General features: G+C 65.9%; 22 protein-coding genes. 13 read left to right on the top strand and 9 right to left on the bottom strand.

Annotated features, from left to right (window positions below):
* The first annotated feature begins 14 nt into the window (after window positions 1-14).
* Entirely contained in the window at window positions 15-425 is a 411-nt protein-coding gene (locus NU1_RS27120; protein ID WP_067525657.1) for a nuclear transport factor 2 family protein, read from the top strand.
* Here NU1_RS27120 and NU1_RS27115 read toward each other — a convergent pair.
* The 3 genes from NU1_RS27115 to NU1_RS27105 form a co-directional block, all read right to left on the bottom strand.
* Entirely contained in the window at window positions 422-985 is a 564-nt protein-coding gene (locus NU1_RS27115) for a PadR family transcriptional regulator (RefSeq protein ID WP_067525655.1), read from the bottom strand. The genes NU1_RS27120 and NU1_RS27115 overlap by 4 nt on opposite strands.
* Before the next feature lie 19 nt (window positions 986-1,004).
* Window positions 1,005-1,391, bottom strand: a complete 387-nt coding sequence (locus tag NU1_RS27110; RefSeq protein ID WP_067525653.1) for a VOC family protein — start codon at window positions 1,389-1,391, stop codon at window positions 1,005-1,007.
* Window positions 1,392-1,494: 103 nt separating this feature from the next.
* A complete protein-coding gene (locus tag NU1_RS27105; protein ID WP_067525651.1) occupies window positions 1,495-2,379 on the bottom strand; it encodes an ADP-ribosylglycohydrolase family protein in 885 nt (294 codons plus the stop codon).
* A 156-nt stretch (window positions 2,380-2,535) separates the two neighbouring features.
* On the opposite strand from NU1_RS27105, the gene NU1_RS27100 reads away from it, so the two are divergent.
* The 3 genes from NU1_RS27100 to NU1_RS27090 are packed head-to-tail and all read left to right on the top strand — an operon-like array spanning window position 2,536 to window position 5,827.
* Window positions 2,536-3,159 (top strand): TetR/AcrR family transcriptional regulator, encoded by a 624-nt coding sequence (locus NU1_RS27100; RefSeq protein WP_067525649.1) that lies wholly within the window; start codon window positions 2,536-2,538, stop codon window positions 3,157-3,159.
* On the top strand, window positions 3,156-4,013 hold the full coding sequence (locus NU1_RS27095) for a 3-hydroxyacyl-CoA dehydrogenase (RefSeq protein ID WP_067525647.1): 858 nt from the start codon (window positions 3,156-3,158) through the stop codon (window positions 4,011-4,013). Before NU1_RS27100 ends, NU1_RS27095 begins: the two co-directional genes overlap by 4 nt.
* A 47-nt stretch (window positions 4,014-4,060) precedes the next feature.
* Window positions 4,061-5,827 (top strand): oleate hydratase, encoded by a 1,767-nt coding sequence (locus tag NU1_RS27090; RefSeq protein WP_067525645.1) that lies wholly within the window; start codon window positions 4,061-4,063, stop codon window positions 5,825-5,827.
* Between the two features lie 63 nt (window positions 5,828-5,890).
* Here the strand turns inward: NU1_RS27090 and NU1_RS27085 are convergent, their stop codons facing one another.
* Entirely contained in the window at window positions 5,891-6,193 is a 303-nt protein-coding gene (locus NU1_RS27085; protein ID WP_174565944.1) for a hypothetical protein, read from the bottom strand.
* On the opposite strand from NU1_RS27085, the gene NU1_RS27080 reads away from it, so the two are divergent.
* Window positions 6,179-6,919, top strand: coding sequence for an LLM class flavin-dependent oxidoreductase (locus tag NU1_RS27080; protein WP_084521840.1), 741 nt, complete (start codon window positions 6,179-6,181; stop codon window positions 6,917-6,919). The genes NU1_RS27085 and NU1_RS27080 overlap by 15 nt on opposite strands.
* A gap of 11 nt (window positions 6,920-6,930) precedes the next feature.
* Here NU1_RS27080 and NU1_RS27075 read toward each other — a convergent pair whose 3' ends face one another.
* The 3 genes from NU1_RS27075 to NU1_RS27065 all read right to left on the bottom strand — a co-directional run bounded on the left by NU1_RS27075 (window position 6,931) and on the right by NU1_RS27065 (window position 8,987).
* Entirely contained in the window at window positions 6,931-7,428 is a 498-nt protein-coding gene (locus tag NU1_RS27075) for a hypothetical protein (RefSeq protein WP_067525788.1), read from the bottom strand.
* A 112-nt stretch (window positions 7,429-7,540) separates the two neighbouring features.
* Window positions 7,541-8,017, bottom strand: a complete 477-nt coding sequence (locus NU1_RS27070; RefSeq protein WP_067525643.1) for a YiiD C-terminal domain-containing protein — start codon at window positions 8,015-8,017, stop codon at window positions 7,541-7,543.
* A 121-nt stretch (window positions 8,018-8,138) separates the two neighbouring features.
* On the bottom strand, window positions 8,139-8,987 hold the full coding sequence (locus NU1_RS27065) for an SGNH/GDSL hydrolase family protein (RefSeq protein ID WP_067525786.1): 849 nt from the start codon (window positions 8,985-8,987) through the stop codon (window positions 8,139-8,141).
* A 181-nt stretch (window positions 8,988-9,168) separates the two neighbouring features.
* On the opposite strand from NU1_RS27065, the gene NU1_RS27060 reads away from it, so the two are divergent.
* Window positions 9,169-10,362, top strand: coding sequence for a PucR family transcriptional regulator (locus NU1_RS27060; protein ID WP_067525641.1), 1,194 nt, complete (start codon window positions 9,169-9,171; stop codon window positions 10,360-10,362).
* A 134-nt stretch (window positions 10,363-10,496) separates the two neighbouring features.
* On the opposite strand, the gene NU1_RS27055 is transcribed toward NU1_RS27060, so the two are convergent.
* Window positions 10,497-12,299: an AMP-dependent synthetase/ligase gene (locus NU1_RS27055; protein WP_067525639.1), complete on the bottom strand. Its 1,803-nt coding sequence runs from the start codon at window positions 12,297-12,299 to the stop codon at window positions 10,497-10,499.
* 297 nt (window positions 12,300-12,596) lie between these two features.
* Here NU1_RS27055 and NU1_RS27050 point away from each other — a divergent pair, with 297 nt between their 5' ends.
* The 6 genes from NU1_RS27050 (at window position 12,597) to NU1_RS27025 (ending at window position 18,010) form a co-directional block, all read left to right on the top strand.
* Window positions 12,597-13,631, top strand: a complete 1,035-nt coding sequence (locus NU1_RS27050; RefSeq protein ID WP_157553087.1) for a poly(ethylene terephthalate) hydrolase family protein — start codon at window positions 12,597-12,599, stop codon at window positions 13,629-13,631.
* Between the two features lie 32 nt (window positions 13,632-13,663).
* Window positions 13,664-14,260 (top strand): QsdR family transcriptional regulator, encoded by a 597-nt coding sequence (locus NU1_RS27045; protein WP_245720328.1) that lies wholly within the window; start codon window positions 13,664-13,666, stop codon window positions 14,258-14,260.
* Window positions 14,261-14,335: 75 nt separating this feature from the next.
* Window positions 14,336-14,836 (top strand): DUF3558 domain-containing protein, encoded by a 501-nt coding sequence (locus NU1_RS27040; RefSeq protein ID WP_169815146.1) that lies wholly within the window; start codon window positions 14,336-14,338, stop codon window positions 14,834-14,836.
* On the top strand, window positions 14,833-15,336 hold the full coding sequence (locus NU1_RS27035; RefSeq protein WP_067525633.1) for a DUF3558 domain-containing protein: 504 nt from the start codon (window positions 14,833-14,835) through the stop codon (window positions 15,334-15,336). The genes NU1_RS27040 and NU1_RS27035 overlap by 4 nt, the downstream gene beginning before the upstream one ends.
* A gap of 134 nt (window positions 15,337-15,470) precedes the next feature.
* Entirely contained in the window at window positions 15,471-16,463 is a 993-nt protein-coding gene (locus NU1_RS27030) for an LLM class F420-dependent oxidoreductase (protein ID WP_067525631.1), read from the top strand.
* A gap of 29 nt (window positions 16,464-16,492) precedes the next feature.
* Window positions 16,493-18,010: a serine hydrolase domain-containing protein gene (locus NU1_RS27025; RefSeq protein ID WP_067525629.1), complete on the top strand. Its 1,518-nt coding sequence runs from the start codon at window positions 16,493-16,495 to the stop codon at window positions 18,008-18,010.
* Here NU1_RS27025 and NU1_RS27020 read toward each other — a convergent pair.
* Complete coding sequence (locus NU1_RS27020; protein ID WP_067525627.1) at window positions 17,980-18,789, bottom strand: SAM-dependent methyltransferase; 810 nt, start codon at window positions 18,787-18,789, stop codon at window positions 17,980-17,982. The two genes, NU1_RS27025 and NU1_RS27020, sit on opposite strands and share 31 nt — an antisense overlap.
* Window positions 18,790-18,934: 145 nt before the next feature.
* Here NU1_RS27020 and NU1_RS27015 point away from each other — a divergent pair, with 145 nt between their 5' ends.
* The gene (locus tag NU1_RS27015; protein WP_067525626.1) at window positions 18,935-21,097 is read left to right on the top strand and encodes a putative bifunctional diguanylate cyclase/phosphodiesterase; all 2,163 of its coding nucleotides are present in this window, start codon (window positions 18,935-18,937) and stop codon (window positions 21,095-21,097) included.
* Window positions 21,098-21,227: the final 130 nt, after the last annotated feature.

Here is a 21,227-nt window from a genome sequence, read left to right as displayed (position 1 = left end):
GCTACGTTCGAATCATGCATGCCTTCCGCAAGGCGGTCGAGAACCGTGACGTGGCCGCCATCGACGAACTCCTGGCCGACAATGTCGTTTTCACCAGTCCGGTGGCCTTCAAGCCCTACGAGGGCAAGGCGATCACCAAGGCGATCCTGCGCGGTGTCCTGCGCGTCTTCGAGGACTTCCGCTACGTACGCGAATACGCCGGTCCCGACGGGCGCGGGCACGCCCTGCTCTTCGAGGCGACCGTGGCGGGTAAGGCGCTCACCGGCTGCGACTTCCTGCACTTCGACGCCGACGGCAAGGTCGACGACCTCATGGTGATGGTGCGACCGCTCTCGGCCGCCACGGCGCTCGCCGAGGCCATGGGCAAGCAGTTCGACCAGATCCAGCGCGAGGCCGCCGCCGAGCTCACCGCCGGTTCGGACTAGGCGTCATCGGCCATCCGGAAGGCGCCGCCCTCGAGGCGGTCGATCAGCCGGTCGGTCCAGGCCGCACGACTGTCGGCGGTATTCAGCCAGAGGCCGATCACCTCGCCGACCGGTCCCCAGGTGTCCAGATCCGTACCGGGCGGCAGATACTCGGTAATGCTCGCCCGCCACTGCGCCAATTCCCTTACCCGCTCCCGCAATAGGCCGATGGCGTCGCCCCTTGGCAGATCATCGATGAAACCGACGGCGGCGGCGAGGAGGTCGAGCCGGGGATCACGGTGGGTCAGCGCCGACCGGAGGAGGTCGAAATACGCCTGCTCCCCCTCCTCGGTCAGCTCGTACTCCATTCGGGGCGGGCCGCCCGCCGCACTCGGCATGCTGTCGTGCACGACGAGCAGCCCATCCTTGGTCAGCGATTTGAGCGCGTGATACACCGAACCCGATGTGGCGCGTGCCCATTCGTGCGCGCCCCAGGACTCCAGATCGGCGCGCACCTGATATCCGTGGGTACGCCCGTGCCGGCGCACAGCGCCGAGCACGAGCAGTCGAACCGCTGACACATGCTCCCCTTACATCCGGTCAAGCCGGGCTGCTGACCCACCACAGTGTGCCGAACGGGTCGACGAACCCACCCGCCCGGCTACCGTCCGGCTCGGCGACCACCGCCCTGGCCGCGATCGCACCGGCCGCGATCGCCCGTTCGAACGCGGCCTCCGGATCCGGCACGGTGGCCCACAGCTGAACGTGGACCGGTTCGGTCGGCGAACTCAGACAGCGTCCACCATCCGGTCCCGAATCGGCGAAGAACACCACGCTGTCACCGATGCGAGCCTGCGCGTGCATGGTCCGCGCCGGATCGGAATCCAGTGGGATCATCTGGACGATCTCGGCGTCGAGGGCACGCTCCAGGAAATCGCGGTAGATCTGCGCGTCATCGACCATCACATAGGGCGTCACAGTGGACATCACTTCCTCCTTCAATTAGCCAAATTTGGTTACCTAATACAGTCTAGCCAAATTTGACTAATAGGTCCACCGGCCACCCGGCCGCACCGCGAGGAGTGGCCGCCTACTCGACCCAGCCCGGAAGGGGCTCGGCGCGGGTGGCCCATTCGTCGGGGATGGCGTCGAGGCCGAGCCGGGCAGCAAGAATGCCGCCGACTATGGCGCAGGTGGTATCCACATCGCCACCCACCGACGCCGTGGACCAGAGTGCCTCCGCGTAGTTGTCGGGGTAGGCGGCGGTAATCCACAGGCAGAAGGGGACGGTATCGGGGGCGGAGACGCGGGCGCCACTGCCCAGTAACCTTGCGGCGGTGCGGACATCGGGTTTCTGAAGTAGGGCCCGCGACTTCGCCATCGCGGTGCGCACCATACTCGGCGGCGTGTGAGCGGCGATATTGTCCAGCAGGTCATAGCCCGATAGGGCCGGAGCCGAAACAGCCAGCGCCGCAGCGACCGCCACCGCGACGGCGCCGGCGACACCCTCGGGGTGGGTGTGGGTGATCTGCGCGGACGCGGTGGCTTCGACGACCACGCGATCGAGATTGTCCGCGAAGAATGCCCCGAGGGGTGCTACGCGCATGGATGCGCCATTGCCCCAGGAGCCCTGTCCGTGCCGGACGCGCGGGGCGAGTTCGCGCCAGGTGGCGCGGTTTTGGCGAAGTAACCGCAGGATGCGATTGGTTCCGGGGCCGTATTGGCGGTAGATATCCCAGCGTTCGGCGAAGGAGTCGGCCAATGCCCCCTGGTCGATATGCCCGTAGCGCAACAGAATTGCGACGATCGAGCAGGCCATCTCGGTGTCGTCGGTCCAACGCCACGGGCCCTCTGGGAGCGAACGCGACTGCGGGGCGGGGTGATTCGCGGGGGTGGCGAAACAGGAGCCGAAGGCGTCGCCGATGGAAAGACCACGCAGGGTAGTGAAGGCGCGGGCGCGGCGGTCGATAGACACACGTCCACTGTGCCAGGGCGGCGAACGGTGGGGGGTTGCACGATTAGTAACTGAGAGTACGCTCGGAAATGAGTTCACTCACTGACGGCCGGGTTCTGGATGGGTTTGATGATCACATCGCCTCGAGAAATGCAGGTCGGAAGGCGCGTACGGAAGATGTTGGATAAGCAGTCCCGCATCTTCGATGCCGCATACAGCTTGTTTGCTGAATACGGATTCGAGAGCGTTACGACGCAGCAGATCTCGGATCGAGCCGAGATCGCGGCCGGGACCCTGTTTCGATATGCCGCGTCCAAGGGCGAATTGCTGTTGATGGTGTACAACGCGGAATTCACGGCGGCGCTCGAGGCCGGGGAGCGGGTTTCGCGCCTACAGGCCGATCCGGTGGAAGCGGTGGTCGCCCTGGTGCGGCCGACCCTGGAGGCGGCCGCGGACCACGTCGAGAATGCCGTCGCCTATCAGCGGGAGCTGTTGTTCGGGTCGCCCGCGGAGAAGTACCGCGCGGACGGGCTCGCGCTGGTGGCCCGACTAGAGGCCGATATCGCCGAACGACTCATAGCGACCGCCGGTGGGCACGGACTCGATGGACCTCAGCTGGAAGAACAGGCCCGACTGGCCGGTCGCAGCGTCTTCGCCGCACTGCATCTGGCACTCGCACAACCCGCTACCGGCGCGCATCCGGGCCCCGATGCCGCCGCCGACCTGCGCGGGCAGATCAGCCAGATTGTCGCGGGCTTCCACACCGCGCTGACAACAGATTCCGAGAAGGGAGAACTATGAGTATCGACATCCGGAAGGTGACCGTCCTGGGCACCGGCGTGCTGGGATCGCAGATCGCGTTCCAGACCGCGTTCAGTGGGTTCGAGGTCACGGCCTACGACATCAGCGATGACGCCCTGAAGGCCGCCCGCGATCGGTTCGACAAGCTGGCGGCGATCTATCGCGATGAGGTGGCCGGTGCCGGTGCCGGTAAGGCCGAGCGGACGGCGGCGGGGATCACGCTCAGTTCCGATCTGGCGGCGGCGGTTCGAGATGCCGATCTGGTGGTCGAGGCGGTGCCCGAGGTGCTCTCGCTCAAGCAGGGCACCTACGAGAAGCTGGGTGAGCTGGCTCCCGAGCGCGCTATCTTCGCCACCAACTCGTCCACGCTATTGCCCAGCGCCCTCAAGGATTTCACCGGCCGACCGGATCGGTTCCTCGCCCTGCACTTCGCCAATCAGGTGTGGAAGTTCAATACTGCCGAGGTCATGGGGACCCCCGAGACCGATCCCGCGGTATTCGCGGCCGTCGTCGACTTCGCGAGTGCCATCGGCATGGTGCCGATCGAACTGCACAAGGAAAAGGCGGGTTACGTCCTCAACTCGCTGCTGGTGCCCTTCCTGAACTCCGGAATGGCGCTCGCCGCAGGTGGATACGCCGAACCCGAGGCGGTCGACAAGACCTGGCGCATTGCCACCGGCGCGCCCATGGGCCCGTTCCAGATTCTCGATGTCATCGGCCTCACCACCCCCTACAACATCCTCGCCAATAGCGACGAGAACGGCCAGCGGCTCGCGAAGTGGTTGCAGGACAACTACATCGACAAGGGCAAGCTCGGCATTGCCACCGGTGAGGGCTTCTACAAGTACTCCTGACAGAAGTCCGGCGTAGCAGTACTTCGAACCAGTAGGAGAGGAGTTACATGTACTACAGCAGCGGCAATTACGAGGCGTTCGCGCGACCACGCAAACCGGCGGAGGTGGAGGGCAAGACGGCGTGGTTCGTCGGCGCGGGCCTCGCGTCGATGTCGGGGGCCGCCTTCCTGATTCGCGACGGGCAGCTGCCCGGTAGCGAGATCACCATCCTGGAGGAGCTGAAGCTGCCGGGCGGTGCGCTCGACGGCATCAAGGAACCGAAGAAGGGCTTCGTGATTCGCGGCGGCCGCGAAATGGAGGACCACTTCGAATGCCTCTGGGATCTGTTCCGGACCATCCCCTCCATGGAGGTCGAAAACGCCAGCGTGCTCGACGAGTTCTACTGGCTCAACAAGGACGACCCCAATTTCTCGCTGCAGCGCGCCACCGTGAAGCGCGGTCAGGACGCGCACACCGACGGCCTGTTCACCCTCAATGACAAAGCACAGAAGGATGTCGTCAAGGTCTTCCTCGCCACCCGCGAGGAGATGGAGAACAAGCGTATCGACGAGGTCTTCGGAAAAGACTTCCTGGAGAGCAACTTCTGGCTCTACTGGCGCACCATGTTCGCCTTCGAAGAGTGGCACAGCGCGCTCGAGATGAAGCTGTATCTGCACCGCTTCATCCACCATATCGGCGGTCTGCCGGACTTCTCGGCGCTCAAGTTCACCAAGTACAACCAGTACGAATCCCTCGTGCTGCCGCTGTACCGCTGGCTCCTCGACCAGGGCGTGACCTTCAAATTCGACACCACGGTCACCGACGTCGATTTCGATATCGCCTCCAACCGTAAGCAGGCCAAGCGAATCCACTGGGTCTCGGAGGGCGTCGAGGGCGGTGTCGACCTCGGTCCGAACGATCTACTCCTCATGACCATCGGCTCACTGACCGAGAACTCCGATGAGGGCGATCACCACACTCCGGCGAAGCTCGATGAGGGTCCCGCACCCGCCTGGGATCTGTGGCGGCGAATCTCGGCCAAGGACAAGGCTTTCGGCCGACCGGATGTGTTCGCGGGCAATATTCAGGAGACCAAGTGGGAGTCCGCCACCGTCACCACCCTGGATCAGCGCATCCCCGAATACATTCAGAAGATCTGTAAGCGAGATCCCTTCAGCGGCAAGGTGGTCACCGGCGGCATTGTCACCGTCAAGGACTCCAAGTGGCTGATGAGCTGGACGGTCAACCGCCAGCCGCATTTCAAACAGCAGCCCGCTGACCAGATCGTGGTGTGGGTCTACTCGCTGTTCGTGGACGTCCCCGGCGACTATGTGAACAAGCCCATGCAGGAGTGCACCGGCGAGGAAATCACCCAGGAATGGCTGTACCACATGGGCGTTCCGGTCGAGGACATCCCGGAGCTGGCCGCCGATGCCGCCAAGACCGTGCCCTGCATGATGCCGTATGTCACCGCGTTCTTCATGCCCCGTCAGGCCGGTGACCGCCCCGATGTGGTGCCGAAGGGTTCGGTCAACTTCGCCTTTATCGGCCAGTTCGCCGAAACCAGCCGCGACTGCATCTTTACCACCGAGTATTCCGTGCGCACCGGCATGGAAGCGGCCTACCAGCTCCTCGGTATCGAGCGCGGCGTCCCGGAGGTCTACAACTCCACCTACGACATCCGCAAACTTCTCGCCGCGACCAGTCGGCTGCGGGACGGGAAGGAAGTCGATATCCCCGGCCCCGAGTTCGTCCGACGCAAGCTGCTGAAGAAATTGGATTCCACCGAGGTCGGTGAACTGCTGACCGAATTCGGCCTGCTCACCGACAAGTAGCGGTTTCATGCAGTGGCCCGGTCCACCGGACCGGGCCACTGCCCTATCGACTGCGCCGAATAACTATGTCGCGCTGGCCGATTCGGCGACCTGCGCGCGAATACCGGCGAGGTTGGCCGTCATATTCTCGCTCCACTCCGATAGGCGGCGAGCGATGATGCGGCCCTCGAGGTCCGGGTTCGCGTCGATGGCCGCACTCAGGCCCGACGGATCCGGGCCCATACGGGCCCACTGCCGCACAATGACACCCGTACGGGCGGGTTCGACCTCGAAGCCCCAGGTTCCACCGATCCCCTTGGGGCCGTGCACCGCCGCTTCGACCTCGGCATCGGCGTGTCGGGTCCGCGGGTGATGGAGGGTTGGCACGGCGTACGGTTCCACCGGCCGGTACAGGCTACCCGGGAGACCATCGAGATCATTCGCACGGTCAGTAGCGGGCAGCGGCTCGAGCACGCGGGTGAGATCTATCCGCTGCCCCTACCCGATAGCGCCGGTCGGGCACTGCAACCCATGGTTCGTCCCGCGCACGTGCCCGTCTACATCGCGGCCATGGGACCGCGGAATCTGCGTCTCACCGGCGAATTGGCCGATGGCTGGTTGGGTAATGCGTTTATTCCGGAGGCGGCCGAGGTCTTCTTCGGACCGCTGCGCGAAGGAGCGGAGAAAGCCGGACGCACCCTGGGCGATATCGACCTGGTGGCACCGGTCGCGGTCGAAATCACCTCCGGCGCGGCGGAAACGGCGGCAACCGTCCGCAAACACGCCGAGGGCTATGCCTTCACCATCGGTGCGATGGGCGATAACGGTCGCAATTTCTACAACGAGGCATTCACCCGACTCGGTTTCGGCGATGCCGTCGCCGAGGTGGCCGAGCTGTGGCAGTCCGGAGATAAGGCGGCCGCCCGCCGCGCGGTGCCCGACGACCTCGGGCGGCTCACCAATCTCATCGGCACCCCCGAGGTGATCGCCGAGCGAGTCCGGCGCTACCGCGAGGCCGGAATCTCCACGCTCCTGGTCAAACTCGACGGCGACTACGACACCCAGTTGGCCACCGTGCGGCAGCTGATCGACATTGTCGGCGGCGTGGATTGATCGGCGCGGAGTCAGTCGTCGATACCTGCGGCGGCCCAGACGAATTCGAACTCGTCGCGGCTGATGGTGTGCCGGGCCAAGTCCGGGTCGTAGAGGTCGATGGGAGGATTGCGGGGCCAGTCATCGGCTGCGCTGCGCAGCACCGTCCCATCCCCCGCAATGGCCACCTCGCGTAGTCGATGACCATCCGGACCCAACTCCATCAGCGACACGAACGCGCCTTCGCTCCGGCGCACATGCACGATGCCGCGCCCGACCAGCGCCCCGAACCCGGGCCGCCCGCGCTGGGCGCGCCGCTGATCGCGCAGATCCCGCAGTCCCGGCGGCGGATCGGGGGCATCCACCGCGGTCTCGTCCAGGGTCAGATGCAGTGCCTGCTCCACCAGCTCCGCGTCGTGGACCACCTCGACCTCGGCGAACGTTTCGAGCACCTCCCGCGAGGACGCGGCGAATACCCACCACCACGACCGACTGCTGCCGTAGTCATGCAGAACGAGAAACCGGTTCACGCACTCATACTCGGTGCCGACGGCGGACGACACAAACCGGCGGTACTCGACGGCGCAACCGCAAATGAGCCGCACACCCGAGGGATATGCGGCTCATAGCGTGCGATACGGCTTACTTACCGTGGGCGCGCAGCTGGTACAGCCCCACGGTCTCCGCGACAACCACGCCATTGGTGTCGGTGACGACGGACTTCAGGGTGAAGTCGGACTTACCGTTGGCGGCGGCCTCCTCGGTAATCCGGGCGATCTCGTCCTCGGACAGGGTGGCCTCGGCCCGCACATCGGTCTTCGCCGGCTTCCGGAAGAAGATCTGCAGGTCCTTGACCAGCGGGTAGTACGCGGAATTATCGAAGCTGGCGACGGCGATCGCGCCGCCCAGAATCTCCGCGACCGTGAACAGCACACCGGCGTAGATGACGCCGAAGTGATTGCCATTGCCCTCGGCCGGAACGGAGGTGGCCGCGAATCCCGGCCGCACCTCCAGCGCCTTGACGCCCATTCGGTGGGCTGCCGGAATCGTGAACTCCAGCGCTCCGTTGACGATATCCGCGAACGGCGGGGTGTCGGTTCCGACTACGTTGTCGCTCATACCGGCGGTGGTCCCTTCTCGATGGATCTCGTCCCAGTTACTGACAACGAGTGCACTCAGAGTAGAAACTGATGTCAGGTGTAGTCAATCGGTGCCAATGACCCCCGACGGCATCGGCCCGTCAGCGAGCGAGCACACCCGCGGTCCGGACGGCGGTCACGATCTCCGCTGCCACGCCGCGCATGCCCTGCACCGTCGGGTGGTACGGCAGCAGAGTCTCGGTGGCCAGGAGCGGGTCGAACCAGCGCACGCCCTCGGGGGCACAGGCGTCGTGGCCGATCGAGGCCGTGCGGGTGTCGACGTAGACGGCCCCCTGGGCGGTGGCCGCACGGGCGACAACCGAGTTCAGGCGTTCGAAGTGGGATTGGATATAGCGGGCGTCACCCGCCGCCAGGCCGAGTAGCTCGGGGCAGCCGCCGTCGCGCAGGTACTGGGGCCAGCCGTCCACGACAATGGTGGCATTGGGGGCCAGGGTCGAGATCTGTTGCAGGGCAGCCGCGTATGGTGCGGCGATCGCGTCGATATCGGCATTCCAGTTATCCGGTGTTCCGGCGCAGCCACCCCGGAGCGCGGCGGCGTGGCAGCCGAGCATGTAGTTGGTGAACTTGGCGTCATTGGCGCCGATGTGGACGGTCACCAGGCGGGTATTCGGGCCCAGGGCATCGAATTGCGGTGCGACGCCCGGGTATTGGGAGGTGGTGAGGTGCGCGAGGCGCGCCGAGCTACAGGTGCGGTCGTCGAGTCGTAGGCCGAGGCGTTCGGCGACGAAGTGCGGGGTGTTCGTCCGCGAGCGCAGGCAGAGCAGCGGCACGCTGGTATCGAGGTTTACCGCACCGGTGGTGGCGGCGCCCGAATCACCCAGGGCGACATAGTCGGCGCCGCCGTCGGCGGGGGCCGCCTGGGCCGCGCCCGCGGGCAGCAGCGCGGCGGCGGCCAGGGCCAGGGCCGCACTGATGGTTCGCAAGGTCATCGGGTTCTCCTCCATTGGTTCGGCTCACATTCTCAGGCGAATGGGATGTGGATCACAATGGGCGTGGAGACATCAGCGACGGTCGCGAGATGTGCCCATGCACAATCATCAGGGCGTCGAGTTGGTCTTGTGGATGCGACGTTGTGCATGGAAACAATCTACGGCGTTATGCTCCCTGGTCATGGATACCCCGCCGACCGCCGACGGCTTTATCTCCCACGCCTGCGTCGCACTGCTGGAGCGCCTGGACGAGGTGGTCGACCGAGTGGCCGCGGAGATCGAGGCGGCCGAACCCGCCTATGGCGATAGGCAATTGATCAGCGGCGACGAATTGCGCCGCACCAATCGGGAGAACCTGCAATCCCTGCTCGGCTACCTCGCGGGACGAACCGGGCCGAGTACGGCCGCGCCGCTCGCCACCGGACGCCGCCGCGCCGAGAACGGGATACCGCTACCCACGGTGCTGCGGGCCTACCGCATCGGCACCGGTGTGGTGTGGGACGAACTGATGGCCATGACCGGCGACGACCCGCAGGCCAATCGCGAACTGCTCGCCACCGCCTCGGATGTGTGGAAGCTCGTCGACGACTATTCCCAGGCCCTGACCATCGGCTACCAGCAGACGGTGGCCGAACAGCTGCGCCGTGATGCCCGCGCCCAGGACGCCGCACTCGACGCCCTGTTCGGCGGACACGTGGATGCGGCGCGAATGCGCGAATGTGCCCGCACATTGGACCTGCCACCGCAGGGCAGTTTCGTTGCCATCGCGGGGAGCACCGGCACCGCCGCCGAGGAGGCACTGCCCGGGGCGGGGCAGGCGTTGTCGGTACTGGGTGTCGCCTCCGCCTGGCGGGTTCGGGTGGACAGCCACATTGGAATCGTCGCTCTAACACCGCGATTCACCGTGGAACGGCTTCGGTCGATACTCGCGGAGCGGACCGCCGGACGGGTCGGGATCAGTACGGTGTTCACCGCGCTCGGCGACGCCCCCACCGCCCTGCGACAGGCCGAATTGGCCGCCGCCGCGACCCCGCCCGGCTCGCACGAGGTGGTCCGCTACGACGAGGCCCTGATCTCGGTACTGCTCGCCGGATCCCCCGAGATCGCGGAAACGCTGTCGCACACGGTCCTCGGGCCGGTACTCGACCTGCCCGATCACGACCGGGATGTGCTGTTGGAGACGGTGCGCGCCTGGTTCACCCACGACGGCGAGGTATCCGCGGTGGCGACCGCCCTGTTCTGCCACCGCAATACGGTGCGCTTCCGGCTCAATCGCCTCGCGGAACTGACCGGCCGCCGCCTGGCCACCCCGCGCGCGGCGACCGAGATCCAGCTGGCACTGGAAGCCCATCGCATACTCGGCAATTCACGCTAGAAGCACGCGATTGCGAGGCTGAACCCCCGTCATTCCGGCACCGCCCCGTCATTCCGAGGGGAAAGCACGCCGGGATGACCGGGGGTACCGCTGCGGGGTGGCTCGGGGAAGCTACCCGGAAGACTGGGACCGGGTCAGGCGTAGACGGCGGCGATATCGGCCGCGTACTTCTCCTGCACCACGGTGCGCTTGAGTGACATTTTCGGGGTCAGCTCGCCGGTTTCCTGGGTCCAGTCAGAGGTGAGGATGCGAATCTTCTTGATTGCCTCGGCCTTCGAGACCTTGCCATTGGTTTCCGCTACGGCGGCGTCGATTTCGGCGATCAGTTCGGGGTGGGACGCGAATTCCTCGATGGGAGTGGCGGAATCGAGGCCGTGCCGTTGCGCCCAGCCCGGCAGCGCCTCGCGGTCGAGGGTGATGAGCACACCGATGAACGGGCGGCCGTCGCCGATGACCATGCACTGGCCGATGAGCGCATGGGCCCGCAGGGAATCCTCGAGCACCGCCGGGGAGACGTTCTTTCCGGCGGCGGTGACGATGATTTCCTTCTTACGCCCGGTAATGCTGACATAGCCGTCGTCGTCGATGGCACCCAGATCGCCGGTGCGGAACCAGCCGTCGTCGAAGGATTCCGCGGTGGCCGTCTCGTTCTGCCAATAGCCACCGAAGACCACCGGACCGCGCAGCAACAGTTCGCCGTCCTCGGCGATACGGGCACCATGACCATCGATGGGCTTGCCCACCGTGCCGACTCGCATATCCGTCGCGGTATTCAATGTGATGGCGGCACTGGTCTCGGTCAGTCCGTAACCCTCGTAGATCGGCAGCCCGACACCGCGGAAGAAGTGGCCGAGCCGCGCCCCGAGCGGACCGCCACCGGAGACCGCGCCGACCATCTCACCGCCCAGTGCCGCACGCAGTTTCGAATAGACGAGGCGGTCGAACAGGGCGTGCCGCAGCCGTAGTCCCAGGCCGGGTCCGTCCGCTTGCGATGCCTCACTCCAGGCAATGGCGGTATCGGCGGCCAGATCGAAGATGCGCCCCTTGCCACCGTCGTGCGCTTTCTGCCGCGCGCCGTTGTATACCTTCTCGAAAACTCGGGGTACGGCGAGAATGAAACTCGGCTTGTACGTGGCGAATTGCTCGGGCAGATTGGACCAGTCCGAGGTGTGCGCGACCGTCACCCGACCTTCCAGTGCGGTCACCGCGATGGCGCGGGCGAAGACATGTGCGAGCGGCAGGAACATGAGCGTGCGGCGACCCGCACCGAAGAGATGAGCCATGGCGCGCCTCCCGGATCCCGCTTCCGACAGCAGGTTCGCGTGCGTGAGCACCACACCCTTCGGCCGGCCGGTGGTGCCCGAGGTATAGATCAGGGTCGCCGCAGATGTCGCCCGCACCTCGGCACGCCGCTGCTCGATCACGCTGTCGGCCACGGCTTTTCCGCGTTCGACGAGGGTATTCACCGCCCCCGCGTCAATGCGCAGCGTCTCCCGGAGGTCGGGCGTGACGATGCTGTCGACAGCGGCCAGGTGCCGGACGTTCTCCACCAGCAGCAGGGTCGCGCTGGAGTCCTCCAGAATCCACCGGGCCTGATCGGTGGCCGAGGAGTCGTAGATGGCGACGGTGCAGGCACCCGCGGTCCAGATGGCGTAGTCGAGCAGCGTCCACTCATAGCGGGTGGCCGACATGAGCGCGACCCGATCGCCCGCCCGCACACCGGAGGCGATCAGGCCCTTGGACACCGCCCGTACCTCGGCGGCGAACCGGGCGGCCGTCACATCGGTCCAGCCGTTCGACGTCGGAATCTGGAATGCCACGAATTCCGGTGTGGTGCGGGCGAGCTCGGCGACGATATCGGTGAGCGCGGCATCCTCGGCCACAGCGTCCGTCGCCGGAACCTCGTACTCACGCCGGGCGAACACTGTCGATCCCATCGATCCTCTTCTCCACGATTTCGCCACCCCGGGTCGAGGCGGCATGAGTCGGCCCGCGGTAATACCGCGGGCCGGATCACCATGGTGGGCTGAAAGAGTCACAGGTCACAATGTGCGGGTGACCACCGCCGACGCGGTTCGACTGTGCGGCGGGCCAATCTTCACCCGCGTCGACGCATTGCCTGGACAGCGGTTTGTGTCCTGCGCCACGCTGAGTCGGCGTCACCGCGGATTCGGGACCCGACGGGTTCAGCCACTGCGGGCGCTCGTGTTCTACCGAAAGCGAAGGGACCCTCGATGACGAGGACCATGGCCTCGCCGCGCCCCCACAAGGCCGCGCGAGCGATATCGGCACTGCTACTGACGATGGGGATCGCCGTTTCCGCGGCGGGGGGCACCGCGACCGCCGACGATCCGGCGCCCGGCGTCACCGCGCAGAGCGTCTTCCATGCCGAGGGCCCACATGCGGTAGCGACGTCGGTCCGTACCAATCCGTGCCAGGATTCGGTATTCGGCATGGTCCAGCACATCGTGGTGCACGCCTTCGGCAATCGCGACGACCTGACCTGTACACAGGCGTTTCCGAATGGACTGGAATCGCCGATCGGCGTCAATACCTACTATCCGGCCGATATCGCGGATATGTCGAGCGCGCCGCTCATCGTCCTGGTGCCCGGTATCCACGCCAATCCGGGAATGTACGACGCCATGGCCCGGCAGTGGGTCAGCCACGGCTTCGTTGTCGTAGTCCCCTACGACTTCTTCAATTCGCTGGCCTACGTCCCCGCCTTGGGCGTGGCGTCCGCGGTGCTCGCCGATCGAGACCCGAACTCGCCGCTGCACAATAGGATCGACCTCGGGCGCACGATATTCGCCGGGCATTCCGCGGGTGGCCAGGCCGCATTGCAGGCGGGCACGATCTTCCCGGGTATCGCCGCGCTGATCGATCCCACCATGCAGATCACCGGAATTCTGGCCATCGAACCCGGTCCGCTGGCTATCGGCGCACTGATCAATGTGCCAACCCTATTCCTCACCGGCTCCGACGATTTCGTCGTGCCGGACTTCGCGTGGGTGCGCTGGTGGCAGTACAACCTGACCTTCAATGCTCCGGCCTGGATCGCCAATGCCCGCGGTGTCAGCCATTTCTCGCCGGTCGACGGTCTCGACAACTATCGGTCCGCGGGCACCGCCGTGGCGTGGCTGCGCTATCTGGCCTTCGACGACGAGACAGCGAAGCGGTTCTTCGTCGGCCCGGACTGGCTGCTGCCGATGGATGACACGTACGTCAGCGTGGAACGCAACGCCCACGCGAATTCCATGCAGGGTTAGATACACGCTTTGCGCGCCGTATCATTTTATTGGTGAGTATTCGGCAGCAGTCCACCCGCTCCCCCGGGCGTCCGGCGTCGGCCACCAAACAGGAGGTCGTCGAACTCGCCCGGCACGCATTCCTTGCCGGGGAACGGGTCGACGTGCAGGCCATCGCCGCCGCCCTGGGACTCAGCCGCGCCTCGGTCTACCGCTGGTTCGGGTCCCGGGACGGCCTGCTCGGCGCGGTCATGGCCAGTGAATTCGAGGGCATGCTCGCCCTCGCCGATGCCCGCCGGACCGCCACCGGGGCCCGCCGCATCCTGACCGTACTGGACCGCACCAACCACTGGCTGGCCGCCAGCGAACCCCTGCACCGCTACCTCGAGAACGAACGGCTCATCGGCCTGCGGGTACTGACCGCCAGTGACGGCCCGGTCCAGCCCAAAGCCGTCGCGGCCGTGGAAGCCCTCATCACCCGCACCGAAACCGAGGACGGCTATCACGCCATCCTGGACCGCCCTCTGCTCGCCTACACCCTGATCCGGCTGCTGGAAGCCTTCCTCTACAACGACCAGGCGGCCGGTATCCGCGGCGATGTGGATCGGCTGCGTCAGGTGCAAGCCGCACTGCTGGGCATTCCCGAGTAAGCGCCCACCGGCGGCAGCTCGCCGTACACTCGCAGGTGGACAGCGCCGTGATCACTGGATACGCGGGGGGAAACGTTGAACAGAGCCGCACTCGCCATCGCGATAGCGCTGTCCGCCGCACTGACCACGGTCGGCTGCTCCGATCCGGAGACCGCATCCGCCCCTCCCACCACCGCCGGAGCCGCCGCGCCGGGCGGCTTCCTCGGCGAATGCGGTGCGGCGACCGATGACGATATTCGACAGATCACCGGGTTCCACGCGCTGAACGCGGTGGCCCGCAATGGCATCAAATGTGTGTGGGAATCACCGAACGCCGACCGGCAGGTCATGTTCACCTGGTTCCGGGGCAGCCCGATCGAACGTGAGCGGACGATCGCCACCGTAAAAGGTAAGGACGTCGGCGATTTCGAGGTGGCGGGGTATCGCGGATTCACCGCCAATGCCGAGGAGCTGTGCCAGGTGGCGGTCCAGGACGGTGCGGACTTCTTTCACTGGATGGTCTACGGCCCCAATGTTCAACCCTGCGAAATGCTGCGGCCGCTGGCCCAACTCACAATCGACCGGAGGGGCGAATGACCGGATATCGCTACCTCGCGGCCGCATTCGCGGTCGGAGCCCTCGGCGCGGCGGCCGGATGCGGGTCCGAACCGGAGGCACCGTCGGCGGCCCCACCCAAGCAGTTCGAGCTGCTACTGCGGGAATGTGAGGCGGTCGCCGACGACGTGATTGCGGAGACCGTCGGCGGCTTCGGCCGGCCCCACCGGTATTTCCATGGGGCGGTGTGCATGTGGCGCATCAATAGCCCGGCCGGATCGGTGGACCTCACCTTCGGCTGGTTCGAAGACGGTTCCGTCCGCTCCGAGGAGAGAACAGCCCGCGCCCTCGGCTACGAGATCACCCCAACGAAGGCCGAGGGAACCACCGGCTTCGCCCAGCGGCGGCCCGGCACTCCCCCGACCTGCGGGTTGACAGCTCCCTATGCGGGCGTCATCACATGGTGGGTGCAGGGCGGCCCCGCGGACCCCTGCGAAACCGCCCGGCAACTCATGGAATTGACCCTGCAGCGCAATGTCTGAACTCCGAATCAGCTGAGCCGGGCGCCCACCGCGAGGAAGACGGATCGCCGACTTGCGGGATTCTATGCAAGTGCCCTTCCGACGACGAAAAGGCAGACTGAGCCGGTACCGGACATCAACTGAAGGAGACATCCGTGCGCTTCGGCATCTTCATTCCGCAGGGCTGGCGGCTGGATCTGGTCGGCATCGATCCGGCGGCGCAGTGGGGGGTGATGCGCGATCTCGCGCAGCGGTTCGACGCCAATGACGCCTGGGAATCGCTCTGGGTCTACGACCACTTCCACACCGTCCCGGTACCGACCGAGGAGGCGACCCACGAGGCGTGGACGCTCATGTCGGCCTTCGCGGCGAGCACCTCACGAATTCGCCTGGGCCAGATGTGTACCGCCATGAGTTACCGCAACCCGGCCTACCTGGCCAAGGTGGCGGCGACGGTGGACCTGATCTCCGCCGGCCGGGTCGACATGGGTATCGGTGCGGGCTGGTACGAGCACGAGTGGCGGGCATACGGCTACGGCTTCCCGCCCGCCGCTGAGCGGCTGGGCCGACTGCGTGAGGGTGTGGAGATCTTCCGGCAGGCGTGGTCCACCGGAACGGCCACCCTCGACGGCAAGCACTACCAGGTGAATGGCGCGCTCGTACATCCACTGCCCTCACAGGAGGGCGGAATTCCGATCTGGGTCGCGGGCGGTGGGGAGAAGGTCACCCTGCGCATCGCGGCGCAGTACGCGCAGTACACCAATTTCGCCGGGAATCCGGAGGAGTTCGCCCACAAATCCGAGCTGCTGCGTGGGCACTGTGCCGCCGTGGGCACCGACTTCGACGCCATTACGCGGTCGGCGAACTTCAATGTGGCGATCGGGTCGACGGCGGCCGAGGCCGAGGAACGGCTCGCCGCACTCACCGCGCGCTTGACCCCGATCATCGGCGCTGACCGGGCGAAGCAGCAGGTCGAAGATACTTTCCGCGGCTCCGCGGCCTTCGGGACCCCGGAGCGGATTGTCGAGAAATTGTCCGAGTTGCGCGACCTCGGCCTCGGTTACACAATCCTCAATTTCCCGGAAGCCGCTTACGATATGTCGGGAATCGAACTGTTCGAGCGCGAGGTGATTCCGGCGCTGCGCTGAGGTCGGGAGAAGTTGAGATCTGTAGCACCATGAGACGGCTCGCCGCCGCCATCCTGATACTGCTGTTCACGGTGCTGATGTCACCTACCGGGGTCGCGTCGGCCGAGACGGGAGCAATCGATACGGCGGCAGTCGACCGGTTCATGTCGGACTACCTCGCGCGCACCCGACTACCCGGCGCGTCGGTCGCGATCACCCACGGCGATCGGGTGGTGCACGTCGCGGGCTACGGGCACGACTCCACCGGGGCCGCCGTTACCGGTGACACCCGAATGCCGGTGGCCTCGGTGAGCAAATCCTTCGCGGCACTGGCGGTCATGCAGTTGGTCGAGGCGGAGCGCGTGGAACTGGACGCGCCCGTCCGGCAATACCTGCCCGAATTTCGGATGGCCGATTCGCGCTCGGAGCGAATCACGGTGCGACAGTTGCTGAACCAGACCTCCGGTATGTCGGACCGCGCCTTCCCTGATCTGCGCAGGCCCCAGGCGAATTCGCTGACCGGGGCGGTCGAACGACTACAGGACGCCCGCCTGGCCGACGATCCGGGAACCGAGTTCCACTATCACAACCCGAATTTCCAGGTGGCCGCCCGGCTCGTCGAGGTGATCGCCGGACAACCGTACGCGGACTATCTGCGCGAGCGGATCTTCGAACCCATCGGCATGAACAACAGCGTTACCGTCGATAAGCCGCGCGATGTTCCGGACCTGCCGCGCGGCTACGTCCGCCTGTACGGCATCGCCGTTCCGGTCGAGGAGATGGACTGGTTCGTCGGCGGCAGCCACGGAATCGTCACCACGGCGGCGGATCTGGCGCAGTGGTTGATACTTCAGAACGGTGGGGGCCGCGCGGCGAACGGACAGCGGCTCGTCTCCGCCGATTCGGTGGACCTCATGCACGTACGCTCGCGGGTCGGCACGTACGGGATGGGTTGGCAACACGACGAATCCGATAGTTCGCGGGTCTTCCACGGCGGCGACTGGTTCACCTACACAGCCGCTCAGGAGCTGGTACCCGAGAGCGGCTACGGGATTGCCGTAATCGCCAATACCGGTATGGCACTGGAGGATGACCCGGAGCTCATTGTCGAGGGACTGATCGACCTCACCCGTGGACTCGAACCGGGAGTGTCGCGCCCGGCCGGTATCTATGCCGACTGGGCGCTGGCGGCAATGACGCTCGTGGTCGCGCTGGCGGCGGGGATCGCGCTGGCCCGCGTACACCGGTGGGCGGTTCGGCAGGAAGGTCGGCCCGCCTGGCTCGTCATTCTGCGGCAGCTGCCGTATCTGACGGCGATTCCGTATCTGGTCTTCCTGCCCGCACTGGCCGGGATCGTCTTCGCCGGGCGCGCGGGCGGCTTCCAGCACGTGCTGTATGTCTTCCCGGCGGTGTTGGTGTTCCTGGTGGTGGCCACTGTCGCCGGGGTCGCGGTGGTCGTCACCCGCCTCGTTCGGCTGTCCATCGTCCGCCTGCGCGCCTGGCGCGGCAGGCGGACGACTCCGGAAACGGACTCGGCTCAGCCGCTCTTGCGAGCCACCCCGCCGTAGGCCCCGGACCGCCACGGTTCTTCGCCGATATCGGCCGGATTCTCCGGCCGCCACAGCGGCAGGTGCACCAGACCCGGCTCGATCAGCGTCCAGTCGTGGAAATACGCGCCGATCTCATCCTTGGTGCGCAGCACGATTTCGGTCGAGGTGCGGCCGGACAGCTTCTGCCCCTCCAGGACCTCGTCCGGTTGGCCGTCCAGGGTGGCGTGGGTGATCGCCACATAGCTGCCGGGTACACAGGCCTCGAGCAGTCGGGCCACGGCGCCGGCCGGATCCGCCTCGTCGGGGACGAAATGCAGGACACCGAGCAGCAGTACCGCCACCGGCTTCGTGAAGTCGAGGAGCTCCCCGACTGCCAGGTCCTCCAGGATCGACCGCGGATCGGCGACATCGGCCTGAATGACCACCGCATTCGGGTTGTCGGCCAGAATCGCGATGCTGTGCGCGACGGCGACCGGATCGATATCGACATAGACCACCCGCGCCTCGGGATTGCGGGCCTGGGCGACCTCGTGGACATTGCCCACCGTCGGGATACCGGAGCCGAGGTCGAGGAATTGGGTGATGCCCTCATCCACCAGGAAGCGCACCAGGCGGCGCAACAGATCCCGGTTGGCGCGCATGGTCTCGGCGATATTGGGGGTGAACGCCTCGATCTGCCGCGCCAATTCGCGGTCGATCTCGAAATTGTGCATCCCACCGACGAAATAGTCGTAGACCCGCGACCCACTGGGGCGATCCAGATCGATCCCCTCGGGAGCCCAACTCGGTCTGGTCATCGCGACCCCTTCTAGAATCCGATCACATGAATTGCCGCGTTCATCACGAACGCTTGTGACCCGTCACGAACAATCAAGCGCCGCAATGGTATCCCAGTGGGATGCGGTTCGCTGTCGGTCGGGCCTAGGGCTACCATCGGTCCCCATGGCGTGGGAAGCCGGGGGTGTGCCCGATCGGAGAGGCGCACACGCCGACCTGGTCGAGAGGTGGTTAGCCGAACTCACCCGTGGCGCACGTGACCACGTGGTGCCGATGAGTCGCGCCGAAACCCGCGCCATGCTCACCCGTTTCGCACAGGAACTGGATACCGCGGTGCGCGATCCGGAATCCGTCCGTCGAATCTCGGATCTCGGCGCCGAGCTCGCCCGGTCGCATTTTGTCGGCGACGAGGTACTCGGTCGCAGTATTGCTGTGCTCGAGGAATATTTCACCGAGCAGGACCATGGAATTTCCGCGAGCCGGGTGACACTGCTGCTGGCGGCTTTCACCACCGGCTACGTGCGCGCGTTCCGCGCCTGGCTGCTGGCCGAACAGGAGAGCGTGCGGTTCGCCGATATCACCGCCCGCCGCCTGGTCGAGGAACGATTACGGGAGAGCGAAGCGCGATTCCGGGCGGTATTCGCACAGGCCGGAATCGGCACCGGGCTCTCCGATATGACCGGCCGCATCATCGAGGTCAATAGCGCGTTCGCCGAGATGCTCGGCTATACACCCGCCGAAATGCTCGAACTATCCGTCACCGATCTGGGTCACCCCAGCGACGAACCCGGTATGTGGCAGCTGTACGCCGGGGTGGTGCGCGGCGATCACGACAATGTGCAGCTGGAGAAGGCCTATCCGCACAAGGACGGCCGCACGGTGTGGACCAATATCAATGTCTCGCTCATTCGCGACGAGTCCGGGGAACCGCAGTACACGCTAATTCTGGTGGAGGACATCTCGGAGCGACGCGCGCTGCGGGAGCGGCTGCACTATCGCGCCCACCACGACCAGCTCACCGGATTGGCCAATCGGACCCGGTTCTTCGACGTACTCACCACAGCCTTCGCCGATCCGCATACGCGCATCGGGCTCTGCTACGTCGATCTCGACCATTTCAAGAATGTCAACGACACCTTCGGGCATTCGGTGGGCGACGAGTTGCTGGCGCAGGCCGCCATCCGGCTGGAACACTGCGCCGCCGAGCCCGGGCAGCTGGTGGCGCGCATGGGCGGCGACGAATTCGTCATACTGGTGACCGATTCCGACGGCCCGGACCAGCTGGCGAAGCTGGCGCGGTGCGTTCTGGATTCATTCTCCCGCCCCTTCCACGTCCACGGTCACCGGTTGACCGTCACCGCCAGCGTCGGTGTCATGGAGGACCGGACCGGGCACACCAACGCCGAGGAACTGCTGCGCTCCGCCGACTCCACCATGTACTGGGCCAAGGCGGCCGGGCGCGGGCGCTACGAGATATTCGACGCCGCCCGCAGCCACCACGAACACACCCGCGCCGAACTGACCTCCGCCATGCCGGACGCACTGGCGCACGGCGAATTCTTCCTCGACTATCAGCCCATTGTCGGGCTGGCGGACCGGCGCATGACGGCGGTGGAGGCGCTGGCCCGGTGGCGACATCCGGAATTGGGCATCGTGCCGCCCGCCCGATTCATCGACCTGGCCGAGGACAATGGGCATATCGGGGCGCTCGGCGCGCTCGTGCTGGGCCTGGCCTGCCGCGACAGCAGTCGGTGGCGGACGCGATTCGCCGATCGCACTCCCCTGATCAGCGTGAATGTCTCGGCTACCGAGGTATCGGATCCGGGCTGGCTGCAATTGGTCCAGCGGACCCTCGCCGAGAGCGGTTTGGCTCCGGAGCAGCTACAACTGGAACTGACCGAACGGGCTTTCATGCAAACCTCGGGGCGGCCGTTGCACGCCCTGCGCACCCTGGCCGACTCCGGTGTCCGCATCGCCGTCGACGATTTCGGCACCGGGTACTCGAATCTCGCCTATCTGGGCCGCCTTCCACTACATACGATCAAATTGGCCGGGCCATTCGTCCAGTACCTGCGCACACCCGATGCCGTGCGAGCGGCGGATCTGCGCATTCTCGAGGCGATCATCGGCCTCGCACACTCACTGGGCTGCACGGTCACCGCCGAATGCGTCGAAACCGAGAACCAGGCCACGCAATTGCGGGCGCTGGGCTGCGATACCGCGCAAGGGTGGTACTTCCATCATCCGATGCCCGCGGCCGAGGTCAGCGAGCTATTGGCGGTGTCGGGGACCGGTGACGCGGTGGCACGACTCAGCGGGCAGCACTAGCCTGGCCCTGCGGGTCCCGCGCGACGCGGGACGACTACGGTGGAGATCGGCGCGCTGTCTCGTGACCGACCGGCCGGCTCGAGGACGATCCGGACGACATTGTGCAACCCTTTTCGTCCACCCGATAACG

It is taken from the genome of Nocardia uniformis NBRC 13702, assembly GCF_001613345.1.
GTDB lineage: Bacteria > Actinomycetota > Actinomycetes > Mycobacteriales > Mycobacteriaceae > Nocardia > Nocardia uniformis.
Note: the sequence above shows the minus strand (reverse complement) of the source record. Positions and strands in the feature narration are given on the sequence as shown.